Origin of the sequence: Pseudanabaena sp. SR411 (assembly GCF_002251945.1) — a bacterium.
Taxonomy (GTDB): domain Bacteria; phylum Cyanobacteriota; class Cyanobacteriia; order Pseudanabaenales; family Pseudanabaenaceae; genus Pseudanabaena.
Map to the genome: position 1 here is coordinate 26,819 of NZ_NDHW01000132.1, position 18,105 is coordinate 44,923.

Here is an 18,105-nt window from a genome sequence, read left to right on the forward strand (position 1 = left end):
TTATTGAGCTATTGGCGAACAGCTACTTTTTTGGAGGCAAAACCTTTAACAGGATCAAAATAGCTAGTTTCAGTAAATTTTGAGTATGGCATAGAGTGCAATGCTGCGATCGGATCATTAGGATCAAACACGGAACCATCGGCTAAAACAATTGGCGATTTGTCTTCTTCGATAATGGGAATCTCTAGCTCCTTCGCAGCTTGCTGATAAACACTCGTGGCAAGCAAGTTATAGATAACTTCTGCATGATTTTCTGGAAAATTGACTAATCCCCAACGCGCCATTTGCGCCAGCACCCATAACTGCTCTTTTCGTGATGGCATATTACCAACCCCAAATTGACAGAAATCTTGCTCATACTTCGCTTCCATCGTATTGATGCGATAGGGACCTGCAAAGCCTGGACGAATGTATACAGGATCAAGATTGAGGTATTTAGGGCTTGCCAAAGTCAACACCACCTCATCACGATTTGCCAATGGCTCACAGAACTGTGATGCTTCCAATAGAGCCTTGACTAGCTCTAAATGGGTATTGGGATATTGTTCCGCCCAATCTTTCCGAACACCTAATACTTTCTCTGGATGTCCGCGCCAAATATCGAGATCTGTCGCCACCACAAAGCCAACATTACTGTTGACTGCGCGAACGTTCCAAGGCTCGCCCACACAGTAACCGATGATATTATTTGCCATCAAGTTAGAAACCATTTGTGGAGGTGGAATCACGATGACATCCACATCTTGATCAGGTTGAATACCACCACTAGCTAGCCAATGCCGCAGTAGCAAGTTATGCATTGAGGCATGATGTACCATTCCCATCGCAGGATTGTACGCATCAGCAAATTTATCCACATAGGCTTTTAGGGAAGCGAGATCATGTACGCCCTCATCATGGAGCCTATTGCTGAGGGTAATCGCATTGCCATTGCGACTCAAGGTTAAAGAAGTAACTACGGGGACGGGAATCTTGTTACCCATGCCTAGACTAATAGCAAGGGGCATTCCTGTAACCATTTGGGCAGCATCGAGACGACCATCGCGAATTCCCTCAGCGAGATCATTCCAGCTATTTTCTTTGGAGAGAGTAACATCTAGCCCATATTTGGCAAACAATCCTTTCTCTTGAGCGATCGCAAAGGGAGCGCAATCGGTGAGAGGAATATAGCCAATCGTGAGATTAGTCTTCTCAATACTACCAAGACTAATTGCTGCATTACTCTTGTTCTTAGCCCGTTCAAGTTTGATCTGTTTCTGGCGATCCAGAAAATTAACAACTTCACCTCTCAGTCGATAGTAATTAGGATGATTAACTGCTTCTAGACGTTTGCGAGGATGCGGCAAATCAACGGTGAGAACTTGTCCGATTTTTGCTTCTGGCCCGTTGGTCATCATGATAATGCGATCGCTTAGCAGCAGAGCCTCATCCACATCATGGGTAATCATTACTGCCGAAATTTTGCTTTCATCGCAAATATGCATTAACTTTTCTTGTAAGCGCCCTCTGGTCAAAGCATCCAAAGCCCCAAAAGGTTCATCTAACAAAAGAATTTTCGGCTTAATCGCCAAAGCACGGGCAATCCCCACCCGCTGTTTCATCCCACCTGAAATCTCACGAGGATATTTATCAGCAGCATGACTTAAGCCAACTAAATCAATATGTTCTTGGATAATGCGATCGCGTTCTTGTTTCGATTGATCTCTTAACACCCGATTGACGGCTAGCCCAATATTTTGACGCACCGTTAGCCAAGGCAATAGCGAATGGTTTTGGAACACCAACATGCGATCGGGCCCTGGCTCGCTAACTTCCCTACCTTCTAAAACAATCCCGCCAGCACTGGCTTTGTCCAAGCCAGACAAAATATTCAAAACCGTGGATTTACCACAACCAGAATGTCCAATAATCGAGACAAATTCACCTTCCTTCATCTCAAAATAAACATCTTTAACCGCCACATAGGGCTGTCCATTGTTGGTTTTGAAAGTACGAGTTACGTGGTCAATTTCTAGAAATTTAGACATGGTGGTTTGTTGGTAAGTTACGAATTATTAATTACGAATTGAGAATTAGGAATTACGGATTGAGCGTTACCATTTAGCAATTAAGGAATTATGAACTATTAACTTGATAACTCGTAATTCCTAATTCCTAATTCGTAATTTAATCAGCTTCATCAGCTAGGGCAAAACGGTTATACAAAAATTCGAGAATATAGTTACGGAGAGTGTAATAGCGTGGATCATCGGCGATCGCTTTGCGATTACGGGGACGGGCAAAGGGAACATCAATGATTTCGGCTACGTTGGCGGCGGGTCCATTGCTCATCATCACAATGCGATCGGCTAGAAATAACGCTTCATCGATTTCATGGGTGATCATCAGCGCCGTTACCCTATGTTCGCGCCAGATTGCAAGTAATTCTTCTTGAAGTTCTTCGCGAGTCATCACATCTAAGGCTCCAAAGGGTTCATCAAGGATGAGAACCTCAGGACGAATTGACAAAGCACGGGCGATCGAGACTCTCTGACGCATTCCTCCAGAGAGTTGCTTTGGTTTTTTGTGCATTGCTTCTGTCAAGCCCACCATCTCCAGACTGTTTTTGGCAATCTTGATTTTCTCTTCCTTGGACTTATCTGTATAAACTTGCTTGACGGCAAGATAAACATTCTCAAAGGCAGTCATCCAAGGTAATAGGGAATAGTTTTGGAATACCACCATGCGATCGGGACCTGGACGCAGGATCGGCTTTGATCGCAAACAAATTTCGCCAGCAGTAGGTCGATTAAACCCTGCCACCATATTCAGGAGCGTTGACTTGCCACAGCCAGAGTGACCAATCACACAAATAAACTCACCTTCATAGACTGTGAGATTAACATCCTGCAATACCGTGTAGGGACCACGAGGAGTTGGATAGACTTTGGAAACACCATCAATAACTAGAAATGGATCTTGATGGTGTTTCTGATCGTTGTCGGTAATATCTAGTGTCTGCATAGGGAATTTGATGAGTGAAAAGGGTTTTAGCTTTTGGCTGTTAGCTTTTGGCTATTTAACAAGGTAAATAAAGGCTAGTTTTTTGGTTTAGATGTATCCAAAATCTTTGATAGCTAAAAGCTATTAGCTTTTAGCTTCTACCCAAAATCTAAGAATCAGACTGAACCGTAAACTTGCTAATGTAATAGATCAATTTGTCTAATAGGAAACCAACTACACCAATATAAAACAGAGCAAGAATCAGTTCGCTGCTTTTTTGGCTGTTGTAGCTGTCCCAAATAAAGAAGCCAATACCAACACCACCTGTCAACATTTCCGCAGCTACGATCGCTAGCCATGATAGACCAACGGCAATACGCAATCCTGTGAAAATGTAAGGAGCCGCCGATGGCATCAGAATGGTAATGAAGTAATCGACTTTACTGAGGCGCAGGACTCTAGACACGTTGCGATAATCTTGAGGAACCTGCTGTACACCAACAGCCGTATTCATCAAGATTGGCCAGATCGAAGTTACAAAAATTACGAATAGCGCGGCTGCCTCGGTAACATCTAAGCCGACAGTTTTTAGAGATTCATTGACACCTTGGAATGCTGACATGGCGATCGGTAGCCATGCAAGGGGTGGGATTGTCCGTAAAACTTGGAAAATGGGGTCAAAGGCTCGATATAAAAAGGCATTTGTACCGATCGCAATGCCAAGAGAAATACCAATAATTGCTGAGGCGGTATAGCCAACTGCCACACGGCGCAAGCTAGTCATCGTTTTTACGCCTAAGCCTTGCTCAATGGTGACCTTTTCCTTGAGAGCTTGACGCGCAGGGCTATCAATTTTTTCTTTCTCATTGACATCAAAGTAGTTGCGATCAAAAAATGGATGCCAGATATACTGCTGTGTCTCTTGCCAAACCTTGGTCGGTGGTGGCAAAGGTGGCTTAGCTCCAGAGCAGAGAATTTGCCAGATACCTAATAGAAATATTAGGGCGATCGCTGGAGGAATAATATATTTTGCTTGTTGCTGAAACCATTCACCAATCTTGTTAGAGGTAAATTTAGAACTTAAGCTTCCTGCCGCCATTTTGGTTATTTCCTAGATGCTAATTTGAGGACTAAAGATGAATCGTTGAAATGATCACAAGGGGCTTAAGCCCCTTGTTAAAACTGTTGAGTTAGAGATAATCCTTAAGCCTTCTTGATTTTGAGACCTTCTAAATAAGCCTTAGGATTTTCAGGATCAAACTTCACACCATCAAAGAAGGTTTCAATACCGCGAGAAGTACTCTTAGGAATATCTGCTTCCTTGCCAATCATTTTCGCGGCTTCTTTCCACAGGTCTTCACGGTTTACCTTGTCAACCATTGCCTTAGCATCGGTACTAGCATCGAAATATCCCCAACGCATGTCTTCAGTCACAAACCAAAGGTCATGGCTCTTAAATGGATAGGAAGCGCTATCTTTCCAGAATTTCATCGATAGGTCAAGATTGTCAATGGTTCTACCATCACCGTAGTCAACCTTGCCCTGTTGTCTACCCAAAATTTCGGCGGCAGGGACTTTAAACCACTTATCAGCACCGACGATTTTGCACATCTCTTCCTTATTGGCTGGATCTTCGCACCATACCTGAGCTTCGAGAACACCTGCCAATAAAGCCTTCGCCGCCTTAGGATTCTTGTCTACCCAGTCAGCACGGAGGGAAAATGCTTTTTCGGGGTGATCTTTCCAAAGTTCACCTGTAATGAGGGCAGTGTAACCAGAGTTTTGGGCAACTAGACGCGCATTCCAAGGCTCACCCACGCAAAAAGCCTGCATATTTCCTGCCTTCATATTGGCAACCATTTGTGGTGGTGGCACAACGATTGTGGAAACATCTTTATCGGGGTCAACGCCATTAGCAGATAGCCAGTAGCGCATCCAGAGGTCATGGGTTCCACCAGGGAAAGTTACTGCACATTTAATGTCTTTCCCACCAGCTTTGATTTTGGCAAAACTTTCTTTAAGAGATTCGCTCTTCAAAGCAATCTTGGCATCTTTAAAGTCGTTGGCGATGGAAATCGCTTGTCCATTGGTATTAAGTCTTGCCAAAATGTACATTGGCACTTTATTGCCATTGGTAATCTTCCCTTCGGAGATTAAGTATGGCATGGGGCTTAAGATGTGAGCGCCATCAATGCCACCTGCATCAGAGCCAAGCACAATATTGTCGCGGGTAGTTCCCCAAGAAGCTTGTTTAAGAACTTCGACATCTTTCATACCATATTTTGCGAAGAAGCCTTTTTCCAATGCAATGATTAGAGGTGAAGCATCAGTAAGCGCAATAAATCCTAGTTTCGCCTTGGTAACTTCAGGTGCATCAGCGGCATTGACTGGAGCAGCAGTAGTAGCGGTAGCGGTGGGACTAGCGGCTGTTGTCGTTGTAGCCGTAGGAGTTTCAGTGCTAGTACAAGCATTAAGGGCGATCGCACCTACAGTAGAAAGTCCTGCGGTGGTTAAAAATTTGCGACGAGAGAATGTACTCATTGGTATCCTTGATTAAATTGTTGAATTAAATTTTCTGAATTGCTTGTTAACTAGTCAAAATTAATTGACCGAAACAAGTTCTGCTGATGAAGTAGCGATCGCCACATTGGTAGATGTAGTTCTCGGAATAGCGCCAAAGCGTTCCACTAAAAGTTTGCCAACTACTTCGCGCAAGTCCTCACAGGGAACCTTCTCCATTACGCAAGTGCCTAGATGAGCATCTTTGCCGACAGTGCCGCCCATATATATGTCCACACCATCGACAACCTTGCCATCTTTGCGAGCCTTACAGCCAGTGAAGCCGATATCAGCAACCTGTGGCTGAGCACAAGAGTTCGGACAGCCGCTCCAATGAATACGAACTACTTTCTTGAGTTCGTAATCTTCAGCAAGCTGCTTAGTAAGCGCGAGAGAACGGTTTTTGGTCTCAACGATCGCCACAGGACAGAACTGATTACCCGTGCAGGAAACCAGTCCGCGCATGAGGTTGTCTGGATCAACGGGGAACTTCTGAAGTAGAGGTTCTTGCAGCAGCTCAGTTACGTTTGCATCACTAACATGGGTAATGATTAGATTCTGCTCAACGGTAAGACGCATATCGCCATTACCGTAAGTTTCAGCAAGACGCGCAAATTCATACATATCAGGCGCATACATCCGACCTACAGGAATTTGCAGCCCAACGTAATTTAATCCCGCTTGTTTTTGCTTATGGACACCGATATGATCGCGCTTTTCCCATTCAATTTCGTCCTTAGCGGCGGCGGCGGCTAAAGGCTTGCCCATTTGCTTCTCGACTTCCATGCGGAATTTCTCAATTCCCCACTCATCGATTAAATACATCAGGCGAGATTTTTGGCGGCTATCACGCAGTCCATTGTCCCGAAACACAATTAGCAACGCCTCGCAAAGAGCCACTACATCTTCAGGAGCAACCCAAACATTTAGAGGAATTGCAGCAGCGATTCGCTTGGCTGAGAAGAAACCACCAACCAAAACATTAAATCCAAAGGTTTCTTTAGATTCTTCTTTAAAAGCGGGGACAAAGGCTAAATCGTTGATTTCGGCATGGGTGGAGTTATCACGACAACCCGCGATCGCAATATTAAACTTGCGAGGTAAGTTCGTAAAGGCAGGATTACCTTCTCCGTTATTAGTAAGTAAATTTTGAACTTGGATAGCTAACTCGCGAGTGTCGTAAAGCTCGTTGGCATCAATACCCGCCACAGGTGAACCTGTAATATTACGGATGTTATCCATCGCTGACTGCACGCTAGTCAGACCAACTGATCGGAACTTATCGAACATTTCAGGAACATCTTCGAGCAGAATACCGCGCATCTGAATATTCTGGCGGGTGGTGATGTCCGCAACACCATGCTCACCACACTTTTCGACTACCGAAGCCAGAACGCGCATCTGATCACTACTCAGTAATCCATTGGGAATTCGCATTCTGACCATAAATCGACCAGGAGTACTTTTGCGAAAGAATACACCTAACCATTTCAAGCGATGTTGCAAATCGTCATCGTCGATCGCTTCCCAACCAATTTCGGCAAAGCGCGCAATCTCGGCTTTGATCGCCAAACCATCTTTCGCTGCTTTAAGGGCTTCAATTTTGTTTGCCATGTGATTTATCCTTGGCTCATACTTGGGAAGTCTAGGTTTAGCGATCGCTGAATATAGCGAAATCCTAAATTTCTAGTTCTCAAGCTCTATTTCGACTTTGTATAGGATTTACACTACTTAACGTTTCGATCCCGATTCGTATAAGAAACTACATATTTTTAAACTTTATTTAATAATTGCAATAACTTAATGCATTAACCGCATAAGCGCTTGCGTTTTTTTAGATGAAAGGCGGCACATCGTGCCGCCTTTCATCCTATTATTTGTTTTATGAGCGATCGCCTTCAAAAAATTCTGTCTAGACATGGTATAGCTTCCCGAAGAGAAGCAGAACAGATCATTTTGGCGGGACGAGTTGCGGTAAATGGAAAAACTATTACTGAATTAGGAACAAAAGCTGATCCTGAGCGCGATCGCATTGAAGTTGATGGCAAGTTACTCCAAACTAAGGCTCCAGAATTTGTATATCTATTAATTAATAAGCCCACAGGTGTAGTCAGTACCTGCGATGATCCCCAAGGAAGAAAGACAGTTTTAGACCTTCTACCATCACAATATCAACATGTCTATCCAGTGGGAAGGCTGGACTATAACAGCAGTGGGGCTTTGATCTTGACTAACAATGGTGATTTTGCAAATTATCTAATGCATCCTCGCCATCATGTCGCCAAAACCTATGAAGTTTGGGTCAAAGATATTCCTGACCATCACATCATTCAACAATGGCAAGAGGGAATTATTCTTGACGATAAACTCACCCTCCCAGCGACTGTAAACATTCTGCAAATTGAAGAGAATAAATACCAAACTCCACGTACTCAATTGCAGATAATTTTGTCAGAAGGTCGTAACCGCCAAATTCGTCGGGTTGCCGAAAATTTAGGTCACCCTGTTCTAGCTCTACACCGTGTAGCGATCGCGACTATTGCCCTTGAAACTCTCAAATCAGGCGCTTATCGACTATTAGGCGATGATGAAATCAAGACATTATATCCAATCCAATCTTGAACATAGCAATCCTAAATGGGTTGTGAGAGTGCGCCCCGAAGGGATGCACTCTCACAACCCTCGTGTAAAGCCTCAACATCGATCTTTAATATAGCAACGCAAGAGATAGCTAAGACAAATCAAAACCCAAAAGATGAGTGGCGGCGCTTTGCGCCGCCACTCATCTTTTGGGTTTTATGTCCTAAACAAAACTTACATTGCTATAGGGATTATTTACAGCAAGTTTCATTTAAATAAGCGCCCAATTTTTCAATAAGAAAAAAAACTCAAATCCAATAGAGAGTTGCGGCGCAACTCTCTATTGGATTTGAGACTGGATATAGAGAGCTTTGTCTTGCAAAGCTTTTATCGAAAAATTATTTTTTATCTCAAAACAAATCACAGTAAGCAAGATAGCCCTTGATATATAATTGGAGACGCAGTAACTTGCTGTGAAAACTTTGCAGAATGTTATATTACTTTAGGTTAGGTAATATAATTACATTAGATTACTTAAATCGCCAGATTAATTAAAATCGCCAACGACGCTCTACATAGAACTTGTGGTTGTCCAAGTTCGACTGCAAGCTAACTTGAAGTCAGTCAGTCCAATCTCTTCCTACATGTCTGTGAGTATTGTGAATATTACAACCTCGAAGCAAGCAGAGAAATTAGCAGAAATCGGAGCGCAATTTAAGCGAATTCGAGAAGACAAGGATCTGTCAATTCCACATCTAACTGCGACTACATTAATTTCTGAGCGCTATTTACGAGCGATCGAAGATGGTCAAATGGAGTCCTTGCCTGAACCTGTATACGTGCGTGGATTTATCCGTAAGTATGGTGATGCTTTGGGGGTTGGGGATCTTTCAGAAGATTTTCCTTTAAATCCTGTTTTACCTGAACAAAAGTGGGCAGGTAGTGCCGCTGCCGAACTTCGTCCCCTGCATCTGTATGCCCTATATGTTGGTGTGATTGCAGGAGCAGTCAGTTTGTTAGCAACATTCCTCAACTCACCTGAGACTAACAAGATTAATGACAATCAAACTAATTTTGGGGATGCTGCTCAAATAAGTTCCGCAAAAACAAACAAGGCGATCGAACCGACAGAAATTTTGTTGCCAAAAGTTGGTGGTCTAGAAGTTTTGCGCCAGACAGGATCAGTAGCAGTCGGTATGACAACCCCTGCATCGGTTTCTACAGCTACGATACCGATAGAAGTCAAAAAGCAAGATCCTACAGATATTCTCAATAAACCACAGGCTCAAGCTAATCCTGTGGGAGCAACCCCTACCCTAAACAATATGCTCTCGGCTTGGGCGAATAGTAGTCTTGTCTCGGATAATTCATCTCCCAATAGCACTACACTCGCCAATGGTAATTTTGAATTTGTGGGGAATAAGCCCGTTAATGTCGGTATTGTCATGCAAGGTGAATCTTGGCTAAGGATTACCGTTGATGGGCAGACCGAGTTTGAGGGTGTACTTAATGAAGGTAAAAAGTTATCTTGGTCAGGCGATCGCCAAATTTCCATTCGAGCTGGGAATGCATCGTCAGTAGCTCTTAGCTATAACAATCAACCAATTAAAGTACTTGGCAAAGAAGGAGAAGTCGCGGAAAGACTATTTGGTATGAATCAAGCGAGTAATACCAGATCTAATGATGCGCGATTACGTGGACTTGTAGAGGTAATGTCTAACGGCAATTCCAGCAACTCTGCTAACTAAAAGCCACTAAAAAATCTTGAAAAGCAAGTTTTTTTAGTGGCTTTTTTTAATTGCTCTCAAGCCCACTTTTTTTAACTAATTCTTCGGGCGTAAGCTTTGCCAAAAATTCACGAAATGCTCTTCTCTCGGCTTCATCTGCATCCTGATCCACAGGAATCGAGGCTTCGAGAATGACCTCCTCCATCACCCAGATCGGACATTTTGCCCGCACCGCGATCGCGATCGCATCACTAGGACGAGCATCTATTTCTTTTTTTATATCTCCCTGAGAAACCGTAATCACAGCATAAAAAGTACTATTTTTAAGTGCATGAACGACAATTCGCTCAACCGTTATACCCCACGCATCCAAGAAATTTAGCATGAGATCATGGGTCATTGGGCGCTCTAGCGGTCTGCCATCTAATGCCCCAATGATTGCTTTAGCTTCAGCTTCCCCAATCCAGATTGGCAATGCTCTGCGTTCTAAAGTGTCTCGTAATAGGACAATAGGATTACGGCTCACAGCATCAATAGCAATCCCAGCCACATTCATTTCGATCATTGTTGCTAGCCTTCCTCAAGAAATGAGCGAAAGTACCCCTCATCCATCAAAGCTCTTGATGTGATATTGATAATTAAAGACGATCAATATCTATCTAGCAAGGGTTTTAGTGCTTGAGAGGCTTCTACACGTTATTATATCACCGTCGTGATCTGGAGTCTGGCTTCTAGTCTTGTTTTTGCTAGTGATTGACTTTTATGATGGGTGGCTTTGCCGCCCATCATAAAAACGGGTTCTTTATTAAGTCGCCGATCCCTTATCACTGTAAATCTCGACCAATTAATACCAAAACACAAAATGGATACGCTATTTTGTGTTTTAAAAACCCTTACGGGGTTTGGCTTTTAATTCACGAAAGTGTGACAACACTTTCGTGAATTGGTATAACTACCCAGAAAGAATTTAAAAACGTTGCTTGACAACGTTTTTAAATTCTTTCTGGGTTGAGTTTAAGCACTATGGCAATTGCTGTCCAACTACTACCGAAAACATGAAATCAGACTTAAAAAATGTGACGATCATTGGCTCTGGTGCATGGGGATCGGCACTCGCAACTCTAGTACAAACTAATCAGCATCATGTGCAAATTTGGTCTCGCCAAAGTCAATCATCTCTAGCAGAAATGGTTAGTAATAGTGATGCCATCATCTCCGCAGTATCGATCAAAGGGGTACGGGCGATCGCCGAAAAATTACAAACAGCAAAATTTCAGCCCCATACAGTTTTAGTCAGTGCCACTAAGGGACTGGAGCCAGTTACTAGACAAACCCCATCACAAATTTGGCGATCGCTACTTCCCGATCATCCGCTTGTAGTGTTATCGGGACCGAATCTTTCTAAAGAAATTATGATGGGACAACCTGCGGCGACGGTGGTGGCAAGTACCGATGCATCCGCCGCCCAATTTATTCAAAATATTTTTGCATCCAGAAATTTCAGGGTCTACACAAATTCCGATCCCATTGGTGTGGAATTGGGCGGTACACTCAAAAATGTGATTGCGATCGCCGTTGGAGCTTGTGATGGCTTAAACCTTGGTACAAATGCCAAATCAGCCCTAATCACGCGATCTCTGATTGAAATTATTCGCGTTGGTGTTTACTTTGGGGCGCAACCTGAAACATTTTGGGGATTGTCGGGCTTAGGCGATCTCTTAGCAACTTGCAATAGCAATCTCAGTCGGAATTATCAAGTGGGCTATGCGATCGCGCAGGGACTGAGTCTAGAGGAGGCGATCGCGAATGTGCAAGGTACGGCTGAAGGTGTAAATACAGCTAATGTGTTAATCGAAATTAGCGATCGCGAAAAAATTAGCGTACCTGTATCACGTTATGTTTATCGTTTACTGCAAGGAGAAATTACATTACAACAAGCCGTTGAAGGATTAATGGAACGCGACCTCAAACCAGAGAATTAGATACTTATCTTAAAACCATGAATAATCTGCATATTGTTTCTGCTAAATGGCTCCACGATCATCTTCACGATCCACAGGTGGTTGTAGTAGATTGTCGATTTTCGTTAATGGATAGAGAACTAGGTCGTAAGCAATATCAAGAGAACCACATCGAAGGCGCTTATTATCTTGATCTCAATCTTGACTTGTCTAGTCCCGTTCAAAAACACGGCGGTAGACATCCTCTGCCCGATTTTGACAAACTTGCCAAAAAGCTTTCGCAAATAGGTATAAATTCAAGCGGAACTATGGTGGTTGCCTATGATGACTCACGATTTGCTTTTGCTTCAAGACTTTGGTGGCTTTTACGCTATATGGGACATGAGCAAGTAGCAGTTTTAGATGGGGGCTTTGCAGGATGGAAAGCTCAGAATTATGCAACTAGTTCCGCAATACCTGACGATAGAATTGGGAAGTTTATTCCTAGATTCCAACCTGAATTAGTCGTTGATATCGAAACGGTGAAGTCTCGCAAAGATCTGCCAGAAGTAGTTTTAATTGATTCGCGAGAAGGCGATCGCTATCGAGGTGAGCGTGAACCGATCGACCCGATCGCTGGTCATATCGAAGGTGCAGTCAATTATCCTTGGATGGAAGTTACCAATGATCAGGGTTTTGTAATTGAGAATCAAAGCGATCGCTGGCAAGATGTAAAAAATGCTCAAGAAGCGATCGTCTATTGTGGCTCAGGTGTAACGGCTTGCGTAAATTTGCTATCGCTGAAATTGGCAGAAATTGAGACTGGCAGACTCTATGCAGGAAGTTGGAGCGACTGGTGTTCCTATTTAAAATAAAGAAAATATCATTAAGAAAATTTTGAGGAGAGATATCATGCGTGAATCTGTGACATATCAAGAAATTTTGCAGGAGGGGCTTCAAGAAGGTCGCAAGGAAGGGTTAGTGGCGATTGTTTTAAGATTGTTGACCCACAAGTTTTGGACTTTGCCACCAAAGCTACATACAAGAATTACACGGTTACATATCCCTCGTCTAGAGAGTCTTGCTGAAGCGATTTTGGATTTTCACAGTCTTGCAAATTTGGAACTTTGGTTTAGCAAGAAGAAATAGTTTCAGATTCTGCAAACCATTGTTCCTATTTTGCTGCTCAGTCGACTTCTGGATATATGGGATTTAGAATGGCGTGTCATGTTGGACGTATAGCCCTAGTACTTCAATAATAGAAACCATTAGAGAGTTTCCCTTTGTTTTGGATGATGTTGCTGAGTTTATCGGGTATTTCAGTGGTAATTTGCATGGGTTAAACTCCTATGCTTCTTGTTTCTCACTTCTTTCTTTTTTGATTAACCCGTGATTGATATGCAATACAACTCTTCAGTCGCATAGCCAATTTGGTTAACCGCGATAAATAAGCCTATGGCACTTATGAGTATAGCGAGATCCTCTTAATACAAACGATCTAAAACGTAGTTGGTTAAGCCAATAAGAGAGTGCTTAGGCGCAGAAGATGGCAACCACTCGATCGCCGTTAGCGCAGACTTAACATGACTCTTTGCTAAATCACGCGATCGCGAAATACCTTCACTTTTATTCACTAGTTCTAGAGCCTTATCGAGATCATCCACTTCACTAAACTCTCTCTCAATCAAGCCGCGCAACTGTGGATATTCCTCTATCGCAAATAACACTGGTGCTGTCAAATTACCTTGCTTGAGGTCAGAGCCAGCAGGTTTACCTAAAGTCTCAGTGGAACTGGTGAAATCAAGAATGTCATCGACAACTTGAAAGGCAATGCCAAAATGCTTACCAAAGTTAAATAATTGCTCAGCCTGTACTTGACTAACACCACTCAACACCCCCGCCGCCTTAGCACTACCTGCCATCAACGAAGCCGTCTTATAAAAACTTTTTTCTAGATAATCCTCTAAGGTCAAACTACTATCAAACGCAGTCAAGCTCTGCCGAATTTCACCCTCGGCAAAATCAGTGATCACCTTTGACAAAAGCTTAACGACTTCCAGATGATCCAAATTGGCAAGATACCAAGATGCTTGAGCAAACAGAAAGTCTCCTGCTAATACTGCAATGCGATTACCAAAACTGCTATTCACAGTGGGCATACCGCGCCGTAAATCAGCCGAGTCAATCACATCGTCATGCACCAGACTTGCAGTGTGGATCATTTCCGTGATCTCCGCAAGGCGGCGATGGCGTGAGGTAATATCGCGATCGCTCATGGTCGCCCGTGAAGCCAATAAGACAAGTGCGGGGCGCATACTCTTGCCTTTAGCTTCAAACAAATGCTCAGCAGCAGCATACAAAATTGGATGTCTTGCCCCAACCAACTGCTTCAGATTATCCGTGAGCATACGCAAGTCATCTTTGACTGGTGCAAAAAGTTCGGTGACAGAAGTAGTTGGAAGGCTCATGCGAATAAACCAGTATTAAATATTAAATCGATTTTTACATATCTTCATATATTGTATGAGTAATGTTGTAAGAGTTAAAGTCCGACTTAGTTTGTTTTTATGGTCATCATCATTCAAACGACTGCAAACGGCTGATACTCTGTACCTACTACTCCTTTAGCCAGAAATTTTTTGGCGATCGCTATAAGTATCAGTGAGTAGGGATAACGCACTTCATAACCTTTACTCGTTATGTATCGCAATGATATATATTATTTAACAAATCGTAATCCAATCGTATAGATGGAACTTTGACTAATGATGCCTAGGCTGCTCTTGATCGATGATGATCCGATAATCTCTGAAATGGTGACGCTGAACCTCGAACATGCTGGATATCAAGTTAGTCAAGCGAGTGATGGCATCAAAGGACAAGCGCTTGCCATTCAATTGATGCCAGATATGATCATTCTTGACTTGATGCTGCCTAGAGTAGATGGGTTTACAGTCTGTCAAAGATTGCGCCGTGATGAACGGACTAAAGAAATTCCTGTGATGATGCTGACGGCTATGGGGCAGACCCAAGATAAGGTCGAAGGATTTAATGCTGGCGCAGATGACTATCTGACCAAGCCCTTTGAGCTTGAAGAGATGCTAGCGCGAGTCCGTGCGTTGCTACGGCGGACAAATCGGATTATTGACACTGCTAAGCATGGTGAAATTTTAATCTTTGGTTCGCTGACACTTGTGCCTGAGCGCTTTGAGGCGATTTGGTTTAATAAGACCGTCAAGTTGACTCATTTAGAGTTTGAGTTATTGCATTGTCTGTTACAGCGTCATGGTCAGACAGTATCGCCTAGTGAGATTCTCAAAGAAGTCTGGGGCTATGAACCCGATGATGATATCGAAACTATTCGGGTGCATATTCGACATTTACGCACCAAGTTAGAACCAGATCCTCGGCATCCTAAATATATTAAAACTGTATATGGTGCTGGCTATTGCTTGGAGCTTCCCAAAGACGATGATAACCATCCAGACGAAGGGGCGATCGCTGAATAAACCAAAAAGAACTTGTTTCGCAAGTTCTTTTTTTTATTTCTATAAAGCCAAGTGTTAGGCAACACATGGCTTTTAAGCCCTTACCTTTCAGAATAGGAAAGTGTGGATTTTCCTATAGAGAGATAGATCGTCAGGGCTATGCGTAAAATATCAGTATCTAGAATCTTTAAACCTTGTTGTTTATCCTTAGTATGCATAGGTCTAGGGTTTGCATCGGAAGCCTTCAGTCAAACTAGTCCATTTCCCTTAGATGCTCAACTCCGCTACAACGGCAGTGGTGCTGGTATCGATGGCAATACTAACGTTGGATTACGAATTCCGCTCAATCAAACTCCCGACAACTTTTTTTATGTCACGCCTCAAGTGAGGATTTTTAACAATGGCAAGATTGGCTCTAATTTGATTGTGGGCTATCGATCGCTTGATGAAGCTGCTAAGCATATTCTGGGTGGCTATATTGCCTACGACAACCGTGATACGGGGGCGCGTTTTTTTCAACAGGTTTCCGCAGGGCTAGAATTTTTTGCTGAGACATTTGACTTGCGTCTTAATGCTTATATGCCTGTTGGTCAGAGTACCGTGCAGTTAGGCGAGACCTTACTGGGTTCGGGCAAATTTATTGGCAATCAGTTTGGGGTCGATCGCGATCGTCGTATTGATGCCGCAATGGGAGGAGTGGATGTCGAAGCTGGCACAATCGTTAATATCGAAGGACTCGATGGCTATTTGCGTCCTTACGCAGGTACGTATTTTTATACGGCGGCAAATAGCGCTGGGGCGTTAGGGATTCGGGGTGGATTTGGATATTATGGCAGTCTAATTAATGCGGGGATTTCAGTTCAGAATGACCGTGTTTTCGGCACTAGCATTCTTTTTAATATTGGCGTGAATATTGGCAACAGTCCATCATCGAAGCCCCCAACTTTGTTGGATCGCATGAATGAGTCGGTGGCGCGAAATGGCTCAGTCATGATCGAGAATCAAGTTGTCCGCGATCAAGTAATTGCGACTAATCCTGCTACGGGTCGTCCCTACAGCTTTTTTGTTGTTGCCGATAATACTTCAGGTTTGGAGGGAAATCCCAATGTCGTAAGTTATGCCAACTTTGCGAATGCTGTAGCAAATGCAGGGGCGTTAGGCTCAGATGGCATTGTGTTTGCCCATGTGCCAGCAGGTTCGGCGGCTCCAACCTTGGGCGGCTTTACCATTCCTGACCAAGTGCGCGTGATTTCCAGCGCACCAGCGACGATTAATCTTGCTAGTCTTGTTGGTGGCACAACTCTTCCAAGTTTACCGTTACCTTCTAATACTGGCGTTTTCCCAGTCATTACCGATACTGTGACCTTGGCAACGGCTGGTACAAATCAAGCTTTGATTGGTTTTGCGATTAATAAAAATGTGGCAACGGGTGCGGGTGCAGGGATTATCGGCAATAATAATATCAATCCGACGATCGCTTCTAATATCGTCACGATCACGGCTCCATCGACTACAGGTGTCGGCACTTCGGGTCGCGGGATTGTGTTGATTGGTGCGAGCGGCAATACCAATGTTTTGAATAACCAAGTTAACAATGCGATCGCTGAAGGCATTCGTCTAGATAATATCACTGGTAAAGCTGTAATTTCGGGTAACACGGTCGTTAATACGATCCAGCCCAACACTCAAACCAATGTGGAAGCAGGTATTCTCGTTCGTAATAACACAGGCAATGTCGATCTGACGATCTCCAACAACATCGTCAGAGACAATACCGCTACCGTAGGTATTGTCGAAATCGACGGAATCGAGTTTAGTCTCTGTCGTGTCTATGCTGATTTGCCTGCTTGTACTGCGACTGCCAATGCAACTGTAAATATCACGGGTAATACGGTTAAAAATATTACAGGCGCTCTTGATGGGGCAGATGGTATCGATATTAACTTGGGTAATTTTGCCAATGCCACTGTCAATATTACGAATAATACCCTCGATAATATTGTGAATAAGGGCATTAGCTTTGGTGCTGTGAATGGTGCGATCGCGACTACCACGATTGCTAATAACAACATCAGCAATGTTCGTGGTGCAGGCATCCAAGTACGCCTCGGCAATCCAGCCGATGTCGATCCCGCAGTGGTCCTCAATAATCCATCGGTGAGGGCAGCAGTTTTAAATAACAACCTCACCAATACAGAGACTGGCAATGAAGATGCTTCGGCTGTAACCATGCGTACTCATGGGACGGCTACCCTTTGCGTGAGATTTGAGGGCAATAAGCTCAATAATCCTACTTCTAGTCTAGATTATCTCTTCCGTCGGGAGGATGGTACTTCAACATTGCAACTAGCAGGGTTAACCACCGCAATCAATACTGGAAATCCCAGTCCAACATTGGTAACTGAACTAACAGCTAGAGGTAATACAGGTACTGCAAGTAAATACAGAGTCCAAAGTAATACTGTGCAAATTCCTAATGCGGCTTGCACATTTCCTTAGCAAACAAAAAGAAAACCCGCTTTGTGGGTTTTCTTTTTGTTTGGTGAATTGTATAGCAACGTAAGTTTTGCTTAGGACATAAAACCCAAAAGATGAATGGCGGCGCGAATCGCTGCCATTCATCTTTTGGGTTTTGATTTGTCCTAGCTATTCTTACATTGCTATAGCTTGTAGAAATTACTGCTGTAGCGATCTCGCCCATCATCAAAAGAAACCCCACTGTGTAAGGTTTCTTTTTTGTCTCTCAAGCCATGCTTGTAAAAATTGCTGCTATAGCGATCGCTATATGCCTGAAAATAATTTAGATAGCCTGACATACGAGTAATGATC

The 18,105-nt window shown here is 43.4% G+C and carries 15 protein-coding genes; 7 read left to right on the forward strand and 8 right to left on the reverse strand.

The window, feature by feature from the left end; all coding sequences use genetic code 11:
• Window positions 1–8 precede the first annotated feature (8 nt).
• The 5 genes from B9G53_RS13875 to B9G53_RS13895 form a co-directional block, all read right to left on the reverse strand.
• Window positions 9–2,027, reverse strand: coding sequence for a nitrate ABC transporter ATP-binding protein (locus tag B9G53_RS13875; RefSeq protein WP_094533275.1), 2,019 nt, complete (start codon window positions 2,025–2,027; stop codon window positions 9–11).
• A 139-nt stretch (window positions 2,028–2,166) separates the two neighbouring features.
• Window positions 2,167–3,003 (reverse strand): ABC transporter ATP-binding protein, encoded by an 837-nt coding sequence (locus tag B9G53_RS13880; protein ID WP_094533277.1) that lies wholly within the window; start codon window positions 3,001–3,003, stop codon window positions 2,167–2,169.
• A gap of 148 nt (window positions 3,004–3,151) precedes the next feature.
• The gene (ntrB, locus tag B9G53_RS13885; protein ID WP_094533279.1) at window positions 3,152–4,081 is read right to left on the reverse strand and encodes a nitrate ABC transporter permease; all 930 of its coding nucleotides are present in this window, start codon (window positions 4,079–4,081) and stop codon (window positions 3,152–3,154) included.
• 104 nt (window positions 4,082–4,185) lie between these two features.
• On the reverse strand, window positions 4,186–5,523 hold the full coding sequence (locus B9G53_RS13890; protein WP_094533281.1) for a CmpA/NrtA family ABC transporter substrate-binding protein: 1,338 nt from the start codon (window positions 5,521–5,523) through the stop codon (window positions 4,186–4,188).
• A gap of 60 nt (window positions 5,524–5,583) precedes the next feature.
• Complete coding sequence (locus B9G53_RS13895) at window positions 5,584–7,155, reverse strand: ferredoxin--nitrite reductase (protein ID WP_094533283.1); 1,572 nt, start codon at window positions 7,153–7,155, stop codon at window positions 5,584–5,586.
• 270 nt (window positions 7,156–7,425) lie between these two features.
• Between B9G53_RS13895 and B9G53_RS13900 the strand changes: the two genes are divergently transcribed.
• Window positions 7,426–8,163: a pseudouridine synthase gene (locus B9G53_RS13900; RefSeq protein WP_094533285.1), complete on the forward strand. Its 738-nt coding sequence runs from the start codon at window positions 7,426–7,428 to the stop codon at window positions 8,161–8,163.
• Between the two features lie 542 nt (window positions 8,164–8,705).
• Window positions 8,706–9,869, forward strand: a complete 1,164-nt coding sequence (locus B9G53_RS13905; protein WP_141211779.1) for a helix-turn-helix domain-containing protein — start codon at window positions 8,706–8,708, stop codon at window positions 9,867–9,869.
• 46 nt (window positions 9,870–9,915) lie between these two features.
• Here the strand turns inward: B9G53_RS13905 and B9G53_RS13910 are convergent, their stop codons facing one another.
• Window positions 9,916–10,413, reverse strand: coding sequence for a bifunctional nuclease family protein (locus B9G53_RS13910; RefSeq protein ID WP_094533289.1), 498 nt, complete (start codon window positions 10,411–10,413; stop codon window positions 9,916–9,918).
• Window positions 10,414–10,903: 490 nt separating this feature from the next.
• On the opposite strand from B9G53_RS13910, the gene B9G53_RS13915 reads away from it, so the two are divergent.
• Genes B9G53_RS13915 through B9G53_RS13925 form a run of 3 tightly spaced genes read left to right on the forward strand, consistent with a single transcriptional unit; the run spans window position 10,904 to window position 12,937 of the window.
• On the forward strand, window positions 10,904–11,830 hold the full coding sequence (locus B9G53_RS13915) for an NAD(P)H-dependent glycerol-3-phosphate dehydrogenase (RefSeq protein ID WP_094533291.1): 927 nt from the start codon (window positions 10,904–10,906) through the stop codon (window positions 11,828–11,830).
• A gap of 17 nt (window positions 11,831–11,847) precedes the next feature.
• Window positions 11,848–12,663: a sulfurtransferase gene (locus B9G53_RS13920; RefSeq protein WP_094533293.1), complete on the forward strand. Its 816-nt coding sequence runs from the start codon at window positions 11,848–11,850 to the stop codon at window positions 12,661–12,663.
• Between the two features lie 37 nt (window positions 12,664–12,700).
• Complete coding sequence (locus tag B9G53_RS13925) at window positions 12,701–12,937, forward strand: DUF4351 domain-containing protein (RefSeq protein WP_094533295.1); 237 nt, start codon at window positions 12,701–12,703, stop codon at window positions 12,935–12,937.
• Between the two features lie 335 nt (window positions 12,938–13,272).
• On the opposite strand, the gene sds is transcribed toward B9G53_RS13925, so the two are convergent.
• Entirely contained in the window at window positions 13,273–14,256 is a 984-nt protein-coding gene (gene sds, locus B9G53_RS13930) for a solanesyl diphosphate synthase (protein WP_094533297.1), read from the reverse strand.
• A 300-nt stretch (window positions 14,257–14,556) separates the two neighbouring features.
• Here sds and B9G53_RS13935 point away from each other — a divergent pair, with 300 nt between their 5' ends.
• Entirely contained in the window at window positions 14,557–15,297 is a 741-nt protein-coding gene (locus B9G53_RS13935; RefSeq protein ID WP_094533363.1) for a response regulator transcription factor, read from the forward strand.
• A gap of 138 nt (window positions 15,298–15,435) precedes the next feature.
• Window positions 15,436–17,775 (forward strand): right-handed parallel beta-helix repeat-containing protein, encoded by a 2,340-nt coding sequence (locus B9G53_RS13940; RefSeq protein WP_094533299.1) that lies wholly within the window; start codon window positions 15,436–15,438, stop codon window positions 17,773–17,775.
• Between the two features lie 161 nt (window positions 17,776–17,936).
• Here the strand turns inward: B9G53_RS13940 and B9G53_RS27425 are convergent, their stop codons facing one another.
• The gene (locus tag B9G53_RS27425; protein ID WP_176453215.1) at window positions 17,937–18,092 is read right to left on the reverse strand and encodes a hypothetical protein; all 156 of its coding nucleotides are present in this window, start codon (window positions 18,090–18,092) and stop codon (window positions 17,937–17,939) included.
• Window positions 18,093–18,105 lie beyond the last annotated feature (13 nt).